At 70.1% G+C, this 17,224-nt stretch carries 17 protein-coding genes; 14 read left to right on the forward strand and 3 right to left on the reverse strand.

Features of this window, described 5'->3' with window-relative positions:
* The first annotated feature begins 75 nt into the window (after window positions 1-75).
* A complete protein-coding gene (locus tag M2317_RS13305; RefSeq protein ID WP_429460885.1) occupies window positions 76-1,377 on the forward strand; it encodes a M23 family metallopeptidase in 1,302 nt (433 codons plus the stop codon).
* 67 nt (window positions 1,378-1,444) lie between these two features.
* On the opposite strand, the gene M2317_RS13310 is transcribed toward M2317_RS13305, so the two are convergent.
* Window positions 1,445-1,933, reverse strand: coding sequence for an inorganic diphosphatase (locus M2317_RS13310; RefSeq protein WP_429460887.1), 489 nt, complete (start codon window positions 1,931-1,933; stop codon window positions 1,445-1,447).
* 181 nt (window positions 1,934-2,114) lie between these two features.
* On the opposite strand from M2317_RS13310, the gene tilS reads away from it, so the two are divergent.
* Window positions 2,115-3,107, forward strand: coding sequence for a tRNA lysidine(34) synthetase TilS (tilS, locus tag M2317_RS13315; RefSeq protein ID WP_429460888.1), 993 nt, complete (start codon window positions 2,115-2,117; stop codon window positions 3,105-3,107).
* 190 nt (window positions 3,108-3,297) lie between these two features.
* On the opposite strand, the gene M2317_RS13320 is transcribed toward tilS, so the two are convergent.
* Entirely contained in the window at window positions 3,298-3,891 is a 594-nt protein-coding gene (locus tag M2317_RS13320; protein WP_429460890.1) for a DUF937 domain-containing protein, read from the reverse strand.
* A 109-nt stretch (window positions 3,892-4,000) separates the two neighbouring features.
* Between M2317_RS13320 and M2317_RS13325 the strand changes: the two genes are divergently transcribed.
* The 11 genes from M2317_RS13325 to M2317_RS13375 all read left to right on the forward strand — a co-directional run bounded on the left by M2317_RS13325 (window position 4,001) and on the right by M2317_RS13375 (window position 13,821).
* The gene (locus M2317_RS13325) at window positions 4,001-4,810 is read left to right on the forward strand and encodes an isocitrate lyase/PEP mutase family protein (protein WP_429460892.1); all 810 of its coding nucleotides are present in this window, start codon (window positions 4,001-4,003) and stop codon (window positions 4,808-4,810) included.
* Between the two features lie 46 nt (window positions 4,811-4,856).
* Window positions 4,857-5,408: a hypoxanthine phosphoribosyltransferase gene (hpt, locus tag M2317_RS13330; protein WP_429460894.1), complete on the forward strand. Its 552-nt coding sequence runs from the start codon at window positions 4,857-4,859 to the stop codon at window positions 5,406-5,408.
* Window positions 5,409-5,470: 62 nt separating this feature from the next.
* On the forward strand, window positions 5,471-7,486 hold the full coding sequence (gene ftsH, locus M2317_RS13335) for an ATP-dependent zinc metalloprotease FtsH (protein ID WP_429460895.1): 2,016 nt from the start codon (window positions 5,471-5,473) through the stop codon (window positions 7,484-7,486).
* A 2-nt stretch (window positions 7,487-7,488) separates the two neighbouring features.
* On the forward strand, window positions 7,489-8,103 hold the full coding sequence (folE, locus tag M2317_RS13340; protein WP_429460897.1) for a GTP cyclohydrolase I: 615 nt from the start codon (window positions 7,489-7,491) through the stop codon (window positions 8,101-8,103).
* Complete coding sequence (folP, locus tag M2317_RS13345; protein ID WP_429460899.1) at window positions 8,103-8,951, forward strand: dihydropteroate synthase; 849 nt, start codon at window positions 8,103-8,105, stop codon at window positions 8,949-8,951. The genes folE and folP overlap by 1 nt, the downstream gene beginning before the upstream one ends.
* Window positions 8,948-9,325 carry a dihydroneopterin aldolase gene (folB, locus tag M2317_RS13350; RefSeq protein WP_429460900.1) on the forward strand — a complete coding sequence of 126 codons (378 nt, stop codon included), beginning with the start codon at window positions 8,948-8,950 and terminating at the stop codon, window positions 9,323-9,325. Before folP ends, folB begins: the two co-directional genes overlap by 4 nt.
* Window positions 9,325-9,888 carry a 2-amino-4-hydroxy-6-hydroxymethyldihydropteridine diphosphokinase gene (folK, locus tag M2317_RS13355; protein WP_429460902.1) on the forward strand — a complete coding sequence of 188 codons (564 nt, stop codon included), beginning with the start codon at window positions 9,325-9,327 and terminating at the stop codon, window positions 9,886-9,888. Before folB ends, folK begins: the two co-directional genes overlap by 1 nt.
* On the forward strand, window positions 9,885-10,373 hold the full coding sequence (locus tag M2317_RS13360) for a DUF3180 family protein (RefSeq protein WP_429460903.1): 489 nt from the start codon (window positions 9,885-9,887) through the stop codon (window positions 10,371-10,373). Before folK ends, M2317_RS13360 begins: the two co-directional genes overlap by 4 nt.
* Entirely contained in the window at window positions 10,324-10,920 is a 597-nt protein-coding gene (locus M2317_RS13365; protein WP_429460905.1) for a PH domain-containing protein, read from the forward strand. Before M2317_RS13360 ends, M2317_RS13365 begins: the two co-directional genes overlap by 50 nt.
* The gene (locus M2317_RS13370) at window positions 10,917-13,142 is read left to right on the forward strand and encodes a PH domain-containing protein (RefSeq protein WP_429460907.1); all 2,226 of its coding nucleotides are present in this window, start codon (window positions 10,917-10,919) and stop codon (window positions 13,140-13,142) included. The genes M2317_RS13365 and M2317_RS13370 overlap by 4 nt, the downstream gene beginning before the upstream one ends.
* Window positions 13,132-13,821: a Rossmann-like and DUF2520 domain-containing protein gene (locus tag M2317_RS13375; RefSeq protein ID WP_429460909.1), complete on the forward strand. Its 690-nt coding sequence runs from the start codon at window positions 13,132-13,134 to the stop codon at window positions 13,819-13,821. Before M2317_RS13370 ends, M2317_RS13375 begins: the two co-directional genes overlap by 11 nt.
* 2 nt (window positions 13,822-13,823) lie before the next feature.
* Here M2317_RS13375 and M2317_RS13380 read toward each other — a convergent pair whose 3' ends face one another.
* Window positions 13,824-15,638 (reverse strand): DUF2207 domain-containing protein, encoded by a 1,815-nt coding sequence (locus tag M2317_RS13380; RefSeq protein WP_429460911.1) that lies wholly within the window; start codon window positions 15,636-15,638, stop codon window positions 13,824-13,826.
* Between the two features lie 56 nt (window positions 15,639-15,694).
* On the opposite strand from M2317_RS13380, the gene lysS reads away from it, so the two are divergent.
* Window positions 15,695-17,218, forward strand: coding sequence for a lysine--tRNA ligase (lysS, locus tag M2317_RS13385; protein ID WP_429460912.1), 1,524 nt, complete (start codon window positions 15,695-15,697; stop codon window positions 17,216-17,218).
* Window positions 17,219-17,224: the final 6 nt, after the last annotated feature.

Consider the following 17,224-nt stretch of genomic DNA (forward strand, 5'->3'; position numbering starts at 1 on the left):
GCCCGAGCGGCGTCCGAGGATTGCGGTTGCGCGCCGAGCGCAGCCGAACGCACTGCACTGTGGAACCGCGGCTCGATGACTCGCCGCGCGGCCATCGGCGTGGGGGCGCTCAGCGTCGTCGCTCTCAGTGCCTTCGGCATCACCAACGGAGTCAACGCGGCGCACGCGGCCGAGTACCCGAGCTGGGATGACGTCCAGCGCGCCATGCAGAGCGAAGCAGCGAAGGCCGCAGAGGTCAAGCGCATCGAGGGGCTCATTGCCGCCCTCACGCAGAAAGTCGCCGAGACCCAGGCCGCCGCTGAAGCCGCATCGAACGAGTTCTACGAAGCGCAGCAGGCGTTCTTCGACGCAGCCACCGAGGCCGACGAGCTCCAGGCCCAGGCCGACGAGCAGGCCGCCGCCGCCGACGCGGCGGCGACCAAGGCCGGGCAGGTCGCCGCGCAGCTGTACCGCAACGGCGGCGACGACACCGCACTCCAGCTCTTCTTCGCCGGTTCCGCAGCGGATGCCGATCAGCTGCTGTCCAAGCTCGGCACGATGGACAAGCTGCTCGAGTTCAACCAGACCGTCTACGACGACGCAGTCGCGGCCCGCAACTCCGCCCAGCAGCTCAGCGACCAGGCCGTCGTCGCCCGCGAGGAGCGCGACCGTCTCCAGAAGATCGCGGAAGAGAAGATGGTCGCAGCGCAAGATGCCGCCGACGCCGCGCAGGCGGCTCTCGATGAGCAGTCCGCGAACCTCGACACGCTCCAGACACAGCTGCTCGCTCTCAAGGAGGCGACTGCCGCGACCGTCGCGTCGTACCAGGTCGGTGTCGAAGAGCGCCGCAAGGCCGAAGAAGCACGAAAGGCCGAGGAAGAGCGCCGGCGTCGCGAGGCCGAAGAAGCTGCCAGACGTGCTGCCGAAAGCGGCGGCGGTGGCGGCGGCGGTGGCGGCGGCGGCGGAGGCGCCCCCAGCTCCAGCGGCTGGGTCCGCCCGCACGGCGGCCATCGCTCGTCCGGATACGGCCGTCGCCCCAGCAGATGCGAGAACGGCAAGTGCTCGTCGAGCTTCCACCGGGGCGTCGATCTCGCCAACGGCTGCGGTGCGCCGATCTACGCGGCGACCTCCGGTGTCGTCGATGCGGCCTTCTACAACGGCGGCTACGGCAATTACATCCGCATCCAGCACGCCGGCGGCAGCGCCACGGGCTACGCGCACATCCGCTCGGGCGGCACGGTGGTGAGCCGCGGCCAGCACGTCTCGGCCGGCCAGGTCATCGCCTACGCGGGCAACACCGGCAACTCGCTGGGCTGCCACCTGCACTTCGAGGTCTACATCGGCGGTTCGCCGGTGAACCCGATCCCGTTCATGGCGGATCGCGGCGTCAGCGTCTGACCCCGCATACGCGAAACCCCCGGCCGCTGAAGCGGACCGGGGGTTTCGCGTATGCGCGTCGAACGGCTCAGTGGCCTTCGCCGAAGCGGACGATCGCCTCGTCGAGGATGCGCTGCGCCTCCGCGGCATCCCCCCAGGCGTCGACCTTGACCCACTTGTTGGGCTCGAGGTCCTTGTAGTGCTCGAAGAAGTGCTCGATCTCCTTCTTCGTGTACTCGGCGACGTCGCCGATGTCCTGGATGTGCGCCCAGCGCGGGTCCTTCGACAGGACCGCGACGAGCTTGTCGTCGCCACCGGCCTCGTCGCTCATCTTCAGGACGGCGACGGGGCGCACCTCGACGACGACACCCGGGTAGATCGCGTGGTCGAGCAGGACCAGGACGTCCAGCGGGTCGCCGTCCTCGCCGAGCGTGTTGTCGAAGTAGCCGTAGTCGGCCGGGTAACCGAACGTCGTGTACAGGACGCGGTCGAGGTGCACTCGTCCGGTCTCGTGGTCGACCTCGTACTTCACGCGGCTGCCGCGCGGGATCTCGATGACGGCGTCGTGTGCGCCCATGCGTGTGCTCCTCAGAAAAGACGGTTGGATGCCGCGGACAAGCCTACCCGGGGCGGAAACGGTCTACGGAGTCGGAGAAGTCGGCTCAGTCGGACGAATATCCGGGCTCGGCTCCGGCATCCGGGATATCTCCGACGCGCGGGACCGGATGCCGGCAGGCGGTGTGCCCTAGCGTTGTGCTGTGCCCTCGCTGAATCCCGCCGTTGCAGAGATCCGTCTCGCTGTCCGCTCCGCGCTCGCCGACCTGCCAGACGGGACGACGGTGATCGTGGCGCTGTCCGGGGGAGCCGACTCGCTCGCGCTCACCGCAGCGGCCGTGTTCGAGGCGCGCCCACGCGATATGAAAGTTCTCAGCGTCACGGTCGATCACCAGATGCAGGATGGCTCCGACCAGGTCGCGGCGACGGCCGCGGTGACGGCGGAGTCGATCGGGGTGACGGACGCGCTGCAGACCAAGGTCGACGTGTCGGGCCGCGGGCAGGGCGTGGAGGCCGGCGCCCGCGAGGCCCGGTACGCGGCGCTCCGCGGAATCGCCGGGGCCGAGCGCGCGGCCGCCGTTCTGCTCGGGCACACGCTCGACGACCAGGCGGAGACCGTGCTGCTGGGGCTCGCGCGAGGCGCCGGCGCCACGAGTCTGCAGGGCATGGCCCCGGTCCGGGAAGACGAGGACGGCCTGCGCTGGATGCGCCCCCTGCTCGCCGTGCGCCGTGAGACGACCAGGGCGTTCTGCACAGCATCCGATCTCGACTTCTGGGACGACCCGCACAATGCCGACCCTCGATTCACGCGCGTGCGCGTCCGTGAGAACGTGCTGCCGGTGCTCGAGTCCGAACTCGGTCCCGGCATCGCGCAGGCGCTCGCCCGCACGGCCGAGCAGCTTCGGGAGGATGCCGAGGCCTTCGACGAGATGATCCACGAGACCATCGAGGACATCGTCGAGCACGCCGAAGCAGGCATCTCGGTCAGTGCAGCGGCGCTCGCAGCGAATCCGGCCGCCCTGCGCAACCGGATCATCCGCTTGGTCGCCGAAAGCGAGTTCGGTGCCAGCCTGACCCGCACGCAGACGCTCGAGGTCGCACGCCTGGCGACCGACTGGTCGGGTCAGGGTCCGATCGATCTGCCGGGCTGCACGGCGGTGCGCCGTGGCGGCCGGATCGTCTTCACCGCCCGCTGAACGGCGCTTGGCTGGCTTCAGGTCGCAGTTCGTGTCGGCATCCGTCTGCGACGCGATGCTCCGGTCGCAGTTCGTGTCGCTCACGCTGCGCGCAACCGGCGCCAACTGCGACGGGAAGCGAGGCCGGACGCGGAATCCGGCATGAACTGCGACCTGGACGCCGGAAGCCGCGCGCCCCGATCGCCGAGTGCTACTTCTTGCCGCCGAGCAGACCGCCGAGGATGCCGCCCAGGTCGATCCCGCCGCCGGTGCCGCTCTTCGAGCCGCCTCCGAGGATGCCGCCGAGCAGGTCCCCGATGCCGCCACCGCCGGACGACGATCCGCCGCCGACGAGACCGCCGATGAGGTCGCCGATGCCGCCGCCACCGGACTCCTCGCCCGCCGCGGTGTTCTCGGCCTTACCCTTGCTGGCGTTGGCGATGAGGTTCATCACGATCGGCGCGAGAATGGGGAGCAGCTTGCCGAAGTCGATGCCGGCCGTCTCCTTGGACTCGGTGAGCTTCGCCGTCACCTCCGCCTGCTTGTCGCCCAGCACGTGCTTCACGATCTTGTCGCCGTCGGCCTGATCGATGTCGTCGACCTTCGACGGCGTCGCGCCCTCGTGCTTGCGCAGCGCGTTCTGGATCGCCGCAGACCCTTCGGAGCTCTCGGCGTTCTTCGCCAGTCCAGTCAGGAGGACGGCTCCGCCCTCCTCCACGGCCTTCTTCGCTTCAGCGGGGGAGACTCCCAGTCGCGCAGCGATGTCATCGACAGGGATCTGCGAGAGGATGTCGTCAAGGGCCATGGTGGATCCTTCCGGTTGGCAGGCGTCTGCGCCTTTGACGCTCACAGTACCGGGACGCCTGATCCGCGGCGGCACTTTTCTGCCGGACACGTCGAGGAATGGAGCGCTCATGGACGGCGACCTCGGAGCCGAGGCTCTGCTCGCGTTGCACAGCGGCCCTGGATTCGTGATCCCGAACGTCTGGGACGCCGGCTCCGCACGCCTGCTCGCGCAGCTGGGATTTCCTGCTGTCGCGACGACGAGCGCAGGTATCGCGTGGTCATGCGGACTGGCGGACGGCGGCCCGCTGGGATGGGAGCGCATGCTCGAATCGGTGGCGCACATCGCGGCCGTCGTCGACGTGCCGGTCTCGGCCGATCTCGAAGCCGGGTACGGCACGACGGCCGCCGAGGTCGGAGAAACCGTCGCGCGTGCGGCCGCGCTGGGCATCGCCGGCGGCAACATCGAGGACGCCGTCGACGGGGCGCTGATTCCGATCGATGAGGCGGTCGACCGCCTCGCCGCCGCCCGGGCAGCGGCGCCGGCCGGCGGCTTCGTCCTCAACGCCCGAACGGATGCCTACTTCTCGCGATTCGCTGGCGATCCGTTCGCGGAGACGATCGCGCGCGCCGAGCGGTACATCGCCGCCGGAGCGGACTGCGTCTTCGTGCCGGGCGTCCGCGACGCCGATGCGATCCGACGGCTCGCGGCGGAGATCCCCGCACCGATCAATGTGGTGGCCGGCCTGACGACCCCGGTGATCCCTGCGCCTGCCCTCTTCGCCCTGGGCGTGACGCGGGTCAGCGTCGGTGGAAGCATCGCCAGGGCCGCCTACGACGCCGTCGAGCGTGCAGGCCGAGAACTCCTCGAGACCGGCACGCTCGGATTCCTCGACGGTGTCGCGTCCTATGCGGATATGCAGCGTCGATTCGCCGGCTGAAGCGACGCGGGCGGATGCGCGGGCATCCGTCACCTAAAATCAATCCATGCGCGCCGCGGACATCCAGGACGACCTTGCACAGATCCTCGTCACAGAGGAGGAGATCCAGGCCAAGCTCGTCGAGCTGGCGGCCAGAGTCGCCGAAGACTATGCGGGCAAGGACCTGCTGCTCGTCGGTGTTCTGAAAGGCGCCGTGATGGTGATGGCCGACTTCGCTCGAGCTCTTCCGTTCCACGCGCCGATGGACTGGATGGCCGTGTCGAGCTACGGGTCCAGCACCAAGTCGAGCGGCGTCGTCCAGATCCGCAAGGATCTCGACACCGATCTGCACGACAAGCACGTGCTCATCGTCGAGGACATCATCGACTCCGGACTGACCCTGAGCTGGCTGCTCGAGAACTTCGCGTCGCGCGACCCTGCGTCGATCGAGGTGCTGGCTCTGCTGCGCAAGCCCGAGGCCGCCAAGGTCGAGATCGACTGCAAATACGTCGGCTTCGACATCCCCACCGACTTCGTCGTCGGCTACGGCCTCGACTACGACGAGCGCTACCGCAACCTGCGCGACGTCGCGGTGCTGGCCCCGCACGTCTACAGCTGACCTGTCCGCCGTGGGCGAATCACAGCGGCCGCCAAGCGCGCGGGCGGTACGCTGAAGCCATCATGGATGTGAAGAAGATCACCCGGAATCCCCTGATCTACGTGGCGCTGATCGGTGTGCTCCTGTTCGGCGGATTCCTGCTGATCTCGAACCTCGGAGCGCCGAAGCAGATCACGGTGCAGCAGGGTCTCGAACTGCTGGCCGGCGACACGGTCACCGAGGTCACCAACACCGACGGCGACCAGCGCGTCGACATGACGCTCTCGAAGGAGTTCGAGGGCGCGAAGGACGTGCAGTTCTACTACGTGGACGCGCGCGCCGATCAGATCGTCGAGGCGATCGACGCAGCCGACCCGAAGGACGGCTTCACGGACGTCGTGCCGCGCGCGACCTGGTTCGACAGCTTCCTGTCGCTGCTCATCCCGCTCGTGCTTCTCGGCCTGCTGTTCTGGTGGCTGCTGAGTTCGATGCAGGGCGGCGGCGGCAAGGTCATGCAGTTCGGCAAGTCCAAGGCCAAGCTCGTCAGCAAGGAGACCCCTACGGTCACATTCGGCGATGTCGCCGGTGCCGACGAGGCCATCGAGGAGCTCCAGGAGATCAAGGAGTTCCTGCAGGATCCGGCGAAGTTCCAGGCCATCGGCGCCCGCATCCCGAAGGGTGTGCTGCTGTACGGCCCTCCCGGCACCGGAAAGACGCTTCTCGCCCGCGCCGTCGCCGGCGAGGCGGGCGCCCCGTTCTACTCGATCTCCGGCTCCGACTTCGTCGAGATGTTCGTGGGCGTCGGCGCTTCGCGCGTGCGCGACCTGTTCAACCAGGCCAAGGAGAACGCGCCGGCCATCATCTTCATCGACGAGATCGACGCCGTCGGGCGCCACCGCGGCGCCGGCATGGGCGGCGGCAACGACGAGCGCGAGCAGACGCTCAACCAGATGCTCGTCGAGATGGACGGATTCGATCCGAACGCGAACGTCATCGTGATCGCGGCGACCAACCGGCCGGACATCCTCGACCCCGCGCTGCTGCGTCCGGGCCGCTTCGACCGCCAGATCGGTGTGGACGCCCCCGACCTCAAGGGCCGCCAGCACATCCTCAACGTGCACGCGAAGGGCAAGCCGCTGTCCAAGTCCGTCGACCTCGAGGTCGTCGCGCGCAAGACCCCCGGGTTCACGGGTGCGGATCTCGCGAACGTCCTCAACGAGGCGGCTCTGCTGACCGCGCGCTCGAACGCCCAGCTCATCGACAATCGCGCCCTCGACGAGGCCATCGACCGCGTGATCGCCGGCCCGCAGCGCCGCACGCGCGTCATGAAGGACCGTGAGCGCCTCATCACCGCCTATCACGAGGGCGGCCACGCTCTCGCGGCTGCCGCGATGAACTACACCGACCCTGTGACGAAGATCACGATCCTGCCGCGCGGCCGGGCACTGGGTTACACGATGGTGCTGCCGCTGGACGACAAGTACTCCGTCACCCGCAACGAGTTGCAGGACCAGCTCACCTACGCCATGGGCGGTCGCGTCGCCGAGGAGATCGTCTTCCACGACCCGACCACCGGGGCATCCAACGACATCGAGAAGGCGACCAGCATCGCCCGCAAGATGGTCATCGAGTACGGCATGACCACCGAGCTCGGCCCGGTGAAGCTCGGCACCGAAGGCGGCGAGCCGTTCGCCGGACGCGACATGGGCCGCGGACGCGACTACTCCGAGACCGTGGCCGAGCGGGTCGACGTCCAGGTGCGCGCGCTCATCGAGCAGGCGCACAACGAGGCCTACCAGGTCATCAGCGACAACCGTGACGTGCTCGACCGGCTCGCGCTCGCGCTGCTGGAGGAGGAGACGCTCGACCACAACCAGATCGCCGACATCTTCCACGACGTGCGCAAGCTCCCCGAGCGCCCGCTCTGGTTGTCCAGCGACGAGCGTCCGGTGTCGACGCGGCCCCCCATCGAAGTGCCCAAGCGACTGGTCCCCGCGGATGCCGCGGCATCCGAAGCGGCACCGGCGGACTCCGCGGCACCTCAGGGTGCGCCCGGTTCGGCGCCGTCCTCCGGACACACCCGTCCGGCCACCGCCTGATCGTGACCGTCGACAGGGAGCGGGTCGCAGCGCTCACCCGCGAGCTGCTCGAGGCGATCGGGGAGGATCCGGAGCGTCCTGGGCTCAAGCAGACCCCGCAGCGCGTCGCGGATCTGTACGCCGAGTTCTTCGTCGGCGTGGGTGAGGATGCCGCCGCACCCCTCGCCCACACCATCAGCGTCTCGCGGGGGCCCGCACCGGAGACTCTGCCCAGCGGAGCCGTCGTGCTGCGCGACATCCGCTTCCGCTCGGTGTGCGAGCACCACCTGCTGCCGTTCGCCGGACGCGCGCACCTGGCCTACCTCCCCGGGGAGCAGGTCGTCGGCCTCGGCGCGCTCGTGAAGGTCGTCGAGACGCTTGCGACCCGTCCGCAGGTGCAGGAGCGCCTCGGCGAGCAGATCGCCGACACGATCGACGCGCACCTCGACACCCGCGGCGTCCTCGTCGTCCTGGATGCCGTGCACGGCTGCGTCACGATGCGCGGCGGACGCCAGCCCGAGGCATCCACCCTGACGATCGCCGCCCGCGGCGCATACACCGACACGGCTGCTCGTGCCGAGATCATCGCACTGATCGCGGCATCCGCCCCCTCGACGAGCTCGGGGAACGGGTTCTGATGACCGCGATCTGGGGCGTCGTCAATGTCACGCCGGATTCGTTCAGCGACGGCGGGCGCTTCCTCGACGCGGCTCGCGCCATCGAGCACGGCCTTCGCCTGCTCGGCGAAGGCGCGGACGTGCTGGACATCGGCGGCGAATCGACCCGACCAGGGGCCGAGCGCGTCGCCCCGTCCGTCGAGCAGGAGCGCGTGCTCCCCGTGATCGCCGCCCTCGCGGCGGAGGGCGCGACGATCAGCATCGACACCCTCAACGCGGCCACGGCGGTCGCGGCCGTCGAGGCCGGCGCCCGGATCGTCAACGACGTCTCCGGCGGCCTCGCCGACGAGCGCATGCTCGAAGCGGTTGCGGCCACGGACGCGGATTACGCCCTCGGACACTGGCGCGGGCCGTCTGCGGACATGTACGCCCAGGCGGACTACCGCCGGGCTGCCCGGGAGGTCGCGGGCGAGCTGCGCACCGGCGTCGGCCGCGCCGCCGCCGCGGGCATCGCGCCGTCGCGTCTCATCCTCGACCCCGGAATCGGGTTCGCGAAGGCGGGGGAGACGAACTGGGAGGTTCTGCGCGGGCTGGACGAGATCACCGCGATCGGTCACCGCGTCCTCATCGGCACGTCGCGCAAGCGGTTCCTCGCGGACACCCTTCGGCAGGCTCAGGGAGCGCGGCAGGCGCAGGATGCGCGGCAGGCAGAGCCCGACGACGAGATCTCGCTCGAGCGTCGCGATCTCGCCACCGCCGTCACCAGCGCGCTGGCTGCGCGCGCCGGTGCGTGGGCCGTGCGCGTCCACGATGTCGCCGCGACCCGCGACGCCCTCGCCGTCGCCCGCGCCTGGGAGGGCGGAGCATGAATCCCATCGACGAGATCTTCCTGGCCGGACTCACCGCGTTCGGCCGCCACGGCGTGTACGCGCACGAACGCGAGAACGGCCAGGAATTCACGGTCGATCTGCGGCTGAGTCTCCATCTCTCGGATGCCGCGGCATCCGACGACGTCGTCGACACCGTGCATTACGGGGAGCTCGCCGACAAGGTCGTCGAGATCATCGAGGGCGAGCCGGTCAACCTCATCGAGACCCTCGCCGAGCGGATCGCCGATGTCGCCCTCGCCGACGAGCGCGTGCTGTTCGCCATGGTCACGGTGCACAAGCCGCAGGCGCCGATCGCGCACACGTTCTCGGACGTGTCCGTGACGGTCCGTCGCGGGCGTCAGGAGGCGCGCTGATGGTCCGGATGCCGCCGCTGCCGCCGATCGATCCGCGACCGGCCCGTGAGACGACCGTCGCCGTGGTCGCGCTCGGGGCGAACCTCGGCGACCGGCGCGAGACCATCGAGCAGGCGGCGGCGCGCATCGCGCGGCTGCCACTGGTCGACGACGTGCGCCTCTCGCCCCTGCACGAGACCGTCGCGGTGCGCCCGGACGGCCCGGATCCCGATGCGCCGACGTACGTCAATGCGGTGGCGCTCGTCACGACCCGGCTCGCCCCGCAGGTGCTGCTCGGCATGCTGCACGCCATCGAGGAGGAGCACGGCCGAGAGCGCCGCGAGCGCTGGGGAGACCGGACGCTGGATCTCGACCTCATCGCGTACGGCGACGTCACCTCGAACGCCGCTCACCTGCTGCTGCCGCACCCGCGCGCCGCCGAGCGGCTGTTCGTCCTGGAGCCCTGGCTCGACCTGGATCCGGATGCCGAGATCCCCGGCGTCGGCCGTGCCGTCGACCTGGCGGCCGGGTTGCGATCGGATGCCGCGGGCGACGGCGACCAGCAGAGCGAGAGCGGTCGATGAAGCGCACCTCCGCTCTCGTGCTGGTCGTGCTCGCGCTGGTCGGCGCGGCCGGCGGATTCGGCCTCGACCATCTGCTGACCGTCAGCGGGCGGGCGACGTTCACGCCGTCGGCGTGGCTGCCCGTGCTGCTGCTCCTGCTCGCGGCCACCTGTCTCGGTCTCGCCTGGCCGGTGCGTCGCAGCGTGCGAGGGCGATCGGGGAAGCGGATTGACCCGTTCCGCGCACTGCGCGCGGCAACCCTCGCCAGGGCGTCCAGCCTGCTGGGCGCTCTGCTCGGCGGCTTCGGCGCCGGCATCCTGGTGTTCCTGCTGTCCCGTCCGGTCGGGCCGCCGGTAGGGTCGATGGTGGCGATGGCAGTCCTCGTGGCGAGCGCCATCGTCCTCGTGGCGGCCGCGCTCGTCGCCGAACAGTTCTGCACTCTGCCGAAGGATTCTGATGACCGACAGCCAGACGACCCCACCCCTGGAGCCGACGCCGGGCACTGACCCCCGCCTCGCGCAGAACCCCGTGCTGGATGCCGGCACCTACACCGGCATCCGGGAGCCGCGCGGCGAAGGAAGGCTCGCGCTCGACGGGCAGTGGCACCAGATCTCGCCGCGCTACGTCGTGTCGCAGCTCGTGCAGAACCTGGTGTTCATCGCCGTCGTCGCCGTCGCGGCCGGAGTGCTCAGTGCGATCATCGGCGAGCCGTGGGTGTGGATCCCCGCCGGCGTCGTGATCCTGATCACCCTCATCACGCTCGCGGTCCTTCCTCGTCAGGCGCGGGCGATCGGATACATGCTGCGCCACGACGACATCGTGTTCCGCAAGGGCATCCTGTGGCAGCGCATGATCGCCGTGCCCTATGGGCGCATGCAGCTGGTCGACATCACGCACGGGCCATTGGACCGTGCCTTCGGTGTGTCGCAGCTCAAGATGGTCACCGCGGCGGCGACCACGGGTGTGCAGATCCCCGGTCTCGCTCAGCCGGCGGCCGAGGCACTGCGCGACACGCTGATCGAGGTCGCCGAGACCCGTCGGACCGGCCTGTGAGCGTTCCGTCCTTCGGCCAGCCCGGCGCCTCTGGCGCGCCAGGCATGCAGCCGATGAACGCGCAGTCGCTGCCAGGCGACAGCCTCGCCGACGGCGAATGGCATCGTCTGCACCCGCTGACGCCGCTGTTCAAGGGCGGCCTGGTGCTCATCGTGCTGGCCGGCATCATCATCAGCAACTTCCGCGATCGGTTCATCTACTGGTTCGTCAACCTCTTCACCCCCGACGAGGTCCACGTCGACGAGTACAGCGGCGGCGACCCGGTCGACTGGGTGATGGACAACAACCTCCTGCTCGTCGCACTGCTCGTCGCTCTCGGCGTGGTGCTCCTGCTGTGCGCGGCGTTCTGGGTCGTGTGGCGGTTCCACCAGTTCCGCATCACCGACGACCATGTTGAGGTGCGCAAGGGCATCGTCTTCCGGTCGCACCGGCGCGCACCGCTGGACCGCGTCCAGGGTGTGAACCTCACCAGGCCCTTCCCTGCACGTCTGATCGGCATGGCGAAGCTCGAAGTGGTCGGTGCCGGCACCGACGCCAACGTGCCGCTCGAGTACCTCTCGACGTCCAAGGCCGAGGTCGTGCGGACCGACATCCTGCGACTCGCCTCCGGTGCCAGGGCGGCGCGCGAGGCCGCTCGCACCGGCCAGCCGATGGCGGCGGCGAGCGTCCGCCAGCAGGTCACGGGAGCGGTGAGCCACGGGATCACCGACCTGATCGGCGGCGTCGATCTGCAGGATGTCGCACCGGAGAGCGTCGTGAAGATCCCGACCGGTCGCCTGGTGGGCTCTCAGCTGCTCAGCGGCGTGCTGTGGTTCGTGTTCTTCGCGGTGATCTTCGGCATCGTGATGTCGATCATGATGCCGGCGATCCTCGACGATGAGGGACCGGCCGCCTGGTTCGCGGTCGTCGGGATCGGCCTCGGGATCGGCATCCCGCTGGTGATCGCGACCGTGGCGATCACGTGGGCGCAGATCTCGAAGTCGCTGCGCTACTCGATCGCGCCGACGCCGGACGGGGTGCGCATCACGTACGGGCTGTTCACGACCGTGACCGAGACGATCCCGCCTGGGCGCATCTTCGCGGTCGAGGTCACGCAGTCGCTGCTGTGGCGTCCGTTCGGCTGGTGGACGATCAAGATCAACCGCATGAGCGGCAAGAGCGCGGCGCAGCAGTCGTCCGGCAGCGCGCAGCAGTTCAACATCGTGCTTCCCGTCGGCAAGCGCGCCGACGTCGAGCGGGTGCTCGGGCTCATCCTGCCCGACCTGCCCGTCGCCGACGCGCCGATGGTGTGGCAGCACGGCATCCTGGGCCCTGCGCAGGACGACCCGTACGTGCGGATGCAGCCGCGCGCCTGGTGGCGTCGCCCGGTGTCGTGGAAGCGGCACGGGTTCGCCCTCACCGATTTCGGCCTGATCCTGCGCCGCGGTGTGCTGTGGCGCAAGCTCGCGGTGTTTCCGCTCGCGCGCATGCAGGGCGCCTCGGTCTCGCAGGGACCGATCGATCGCATGCAGCGCGTCGCCTGGATGAAGGCCCACAGCGTCACCGGCCCCATCCTCGGCGAGATCGTCGGCATCGACAGTGCGCAGCTCATGGCGGCGTTCGATGACATGTCCCGGCGCACGTCGGCATCCGTCGAGCGCGATCGGGGGCATCGCTGGGCCGTGCAGGTGGAAGCAGCGACGTCGGATGCCGAGCAGCCGGCGTGGCCCGCACCGGCACCGGTCTTCACCGTGCCCGCCTTCGGGGCGCCTCTCGTTGGCGGCGGGCCGGTTCCGCCGGCCGGGCCGTCCGCGCCGTCGTCGTCGCCTGCGCAGCCCGCGCCGGGGACGCCGTCGCGGCCGGCTGCTCCTCCGGTCGCCCCGCCACCGGCAGCACCGCACCCGGCGACGCCGCCTGCTCAGCCCGGAGGGCAGCCCGCGCGGCCCACTCCGGCGGCCCCGCCCGCGGCGCCTCCCGCCCGGCCTGCGGCGCCTCCCGCCCCGCCTGCGGCGCCTCCTGCTCACCCGGTGGCCCCGCCTGTTCCTCCGGTGGCCCCGCCTGCGGCGCCTCCTGCTGCCCCGGCCTCACCGCCGGTTGCGCCTCCTGCTGCGCCACCCGCTCCGCCGGCAGCGCCGCCCGCACCGCCGGCCACGCCTCCCGCTCCGCCGGCAGCGCCGCCCGCTGCGCCGGCTGCGCCGCCCGCGCCTCCAGCGCCTCCCGAGGAGCCCTCGCGTGAATCGTGAGGGCCGCCTCGGTGTCGGGATCATCGGCGCGGGTCGCGTCGGCCCCGTGATCGGTGCGGCGCTCGCGGGCGCAGGCCACGCGATCGTCGGCATCACGGCGTCCTCCGACGACGAACGCGCGTCCGTCGTGCTTCCGGACGTCCCGGTGCTCGACGGCTCCGAGGTGCTGCGGCGCAGCGAACTCGTCATCCTCGCGGTGCCGCACGATGCCCTCCCCGACGTCGTGGCCGGATTCGCGCAGCTCGGCGCGTGGCAGCCGGGGCAGCTCGTGCTGCACACCGACCCTGCCTACGGCATCGGTGTGCTCGAGCCGGCGCAGCGCTCGGGCGTCATCCCGCTCGCGGTGCATCCGGCGATCACGTTCACCGGAACGACGATCGACCTGCGCCAGCTGCAGGCGTCGTTCGCCGCCGTGACGGCGCCTGCTCCGGTCCTGCCGATCGCGCAGGCGCTCGCCGTCGAGCTCGGTTGCGAGCCCGTCGTCATCGCGGAGGAGGACCGTCCGGCGTACGCCGAGGCGATCGCCACGGCATCCGAATTCTCCCGATCGATCATCTCCCAGGCGACCGGCCTGCTACGCGGGATCGGCGTCGAGAACCCCGGAAGCTACCTCTCGGCGCTGGTGCAGTCGACGGTCGAGCGCGCGCTGCGCGACGCGTCGGACCCGTTGCTGCCCTGAGGTCAGCGCCCCCCGGAGAAGCCGCCTCCGCCACCGCCTCCGGAGAAGCCGCCACCGGTCGAACCGCCGAAGCTCGACGAGGTCCCGCTGCTGGGTGAGGTGTACGTCGACGAGCTGGCAGTCGCCGTCGAGAACCCGGAGAGGCGCATCGACAATCCGATCGCGGCACCGTTGACCCACACCGGCGTCCGCTGGTCCTGGGCGTAGGCGGTCTCGAGGATCTCGCCCCACTCGCGTTCCTGACCGAATAGGACGGCATAGGGGAGCAGCAGCTCGTACAGATGGATCACGTCGATCGTGCCATCGGGGCGGCGCTCGGCGCCCGTGTACGACTGCAGCATCCGCAGCCGGTCGGCCTCGGCGACCCTGATGAACTCGCGTACCCCGTCGAGATGCTCGAGGGCGGCTGCTCCGTCCGGCGTCAGCACGGTGTGCGGGGCCAGCGCGGCGATGAGCGACACGACAGCCGCGGTGCTCAGGAGTGCCGAAAGCAGGATGCCGGGCGCCGCGCTCTCGCGGCCCTGCACCGCGCCCCAGATCCCGAGGCTCAGACCGAGGACGCCCACCACCAGGGCGATGCCGCTCAGCACGGCGGCCGTGCGGCTGCGTGCGGTCGTGGTGAGGCCGCGTGCCGTGGCCTCCTTCTTCCCCGCCTTGATCAGATTCTGCATCCGCTGCGCGAAGGCGGAGCTCTCCTTCGGGATCGTCATGACGATGTCCGGTTCATCGTTGTTGAAGACGGCCTTCAGCGCACGGTGATCGAGGGGATCGGGGACCGGAGCGGTCAGCCGGCGCAGTCGAGGCCGCGTCGGATCCTTCGCGTCGTCCGGCAGCTCCTCCAGACGCAGCAGTCCGCGCACGGCGAGGTGGATGATCTGCGCGGTGATCGGGTTCCGCGCGCGGGGCACGATCGCGTTCGCGAGAAGCGGCGGCATCGATGCCGGTACGTCGTACTGGGCGATGATCACGCCGGTCGCGCGGCGCCGCGACCGGACCATCGCCGATGTCGCGATCCATCCCCCGGCGGCGAGAGCGGCCGCCGCACCGCTCGTCACGACCGGGACGATATCCGTGGTGGGGTTGGGCTGCCGAGGGCCGGGCTGCACGACGGTTCCCGGCTCGAGGGCGATCGCGACCGTCACGCCCTCGCCGGCGTCGAGGCCCTTCTCGGAGACCGTCGCCGTGTCGCCGTCGACCGCGAGGTCGCAGGGATCCGTCGAACCCTCCAGGCCGATGTAGCAGGCGGAGGCGCCGGTGAGCTGTGCGGCCAGTTCCGGGGCGAACACGATGTCGGCCGTGAACTCGTCGATCGGCTGCGTGCTGTCCAGCGGCAGCAGATCCCAGTAGAACTCGTCGACGCCGTTGCGCGCGGCCAGGATCGTGTCGCGCATCTCGTAGGTGATGACGTAGGTGGTCGGTCCGTGCACGTAGTCGTCGGTGCCGGTGAGGATGTAGAGGACGTCATCGTCCTCCTCGGTCTCGTACGGAACGGAGCCGCCCTCGGCGTCTTCCACCGAGATCACCTGCACCTCGGTCGATGCGCCTTCGTATCCCATCGGGAGTCCACGGACGATGCCGCGATTCTGGTCGAACTCGGGAAACGCGGCGGTCAGCGTCTCGGTGACGCGCATGGTCGCGCGCCCGTCGTCGTCGGTGCCGAGCGCGTACTCGGCATCCCATGACGCGTAGGAGAAGTCGTCCACGTCGCCGGGCGCGGATGCGGAGATCGATGCCGATGCCGCCGTCGCCGGGAGAACGGATGCCGCGGCGGCGACGGCGAGTGCGGCGAGCAGGCGGAGTCCTCGTCGTGCGCTCATGGCTTCCACGCTACCCGCCCGCGATAAACTGGCCGCTGACTTCCAAGGAGCCCCGCATGACGCACGCGCCTGACGCGCCAGCCCCCGTCCCCAACGACGACGAGGACATCCATGAGCAGAAGGCCGTCCGCCTCGCCAAGCGCGAGCGCCTGATCGCCCAGCGCGCCGATGCCTCCGGCGGAGCGTTCCCCGTCAGCGTGCCCGTGACGCACAGCATCCCTGCTCTTCGGTCCGAGTTCGGCGAGCTCGAAGCCGGCGCGGAGACCGGCGTGATCGTCGGTGTGGCCGGGCGCGTCGTGTTCAGTCGCAACACGGGCAAGCTCTGCTTCGCGACGCTGCAGGCCGGCGACGGTTCGCGCATCCAGGCCATGATCTCGCTGGCGAACGTCGGCGAGGAGTCGCTGGCGGATTGGAAGGAGTACGTCGACCTGGGCGACCACGTCTTCGTGCACGGAGAGGTCATCTCCAGTCGCCGCGGCGAGCTGTCGATCATGGCGGACGACTGGAGCATCGCCGCCAAGGCGATCCTGCCGCTGCCGAACGCCTACTCCGAGCTCAGCGAAGAGGGACGCGTGCGCAGCCGCTACCTCGACCTGATCGTCCGCGAGCAGGCCCGCACGACCGTTCGCGCTCGTGCGGCGGTCAACGCCAGCCTGCGTGCGACGTTCACGAGCCACGACTACCTCGAGGTCGAGACGCCCATGCTGCAGGTGCAGCACGGCGGCGCATCCGCTCGCCCGTTCATCACGCACTCCAACGCCTTCGACACCGAGCTGTACCTGCGCATCGCGCCGGAGCTGTACCTGAAGCGCGCCGTCGTCGGCGGCATCGAGCGGGTGTTCGAGATCAACAGGAACTTCCGCAACGAGGGCGCCGACTCCACGCACAGCCCCGAGTTCGCGATGCTCGAGGCCTACCAGGCCTACGGCGACTACAACCAGATGGCGCAGCTCACGCAGGAGCTCGTGCAGCAGGCCGCGATCGCCGTGTCCGGATCCACGACCGTCACCTGGGCGGACGGCACCGACTACGACCTCGGCGGCGAGTGGGACCGCATCTCGATGTACGAGTCGCTCTCCGCGGCATCCGGACGCACCGTGACCCCGGACGACTCGGTCGAAGACCTCATCGCGTTCGCCGAGCAGAGCGACGTCGACGTCCCGCCGCAGGCGACCCACGGCAAGCTCGTCGAAGAGCTCTGGGAGCACTTCGTGAAGGGCGACCTCGTGCGCCCGACGTTCGTGATGGACTTCCCGCTCGACACGTCGCCGCTGGTGCGCGAGCACCGCTCGATCGCGGGTGTCGTGGAGAAGTGGGACCTGTACATCCGCGGATTCGAGCTGGCCACCGGGTACTCCGAGCTGGTCGATCCCGTGATCCAGCGCGAGCGCTTCATCGAGCAGGCGAAGCTCGCCGCGCGCGGCGACGTCGAGGCCATGCGCGTCGACGAGGAGTTCCTGCGCGCACTCGAGCACGGCATGCCGCCGACGGGCGGCATGGGCATGGGGATCGACCGTCTGCTCATGGCGATCACGGGGCTCGGCATCCGCGAGACCATCCTCTTCCCGCTCGTGAAGTGACGACGG

Origin of the sequence: Microbacterium sp. ZKA21, assembly GCF_050434165.1 — a bacterium.
Lineage (GTDB): Bacteria > Actinomycetota > Actinomycetes > Actinomycetales > Microbacteriaceae > Microbacterium.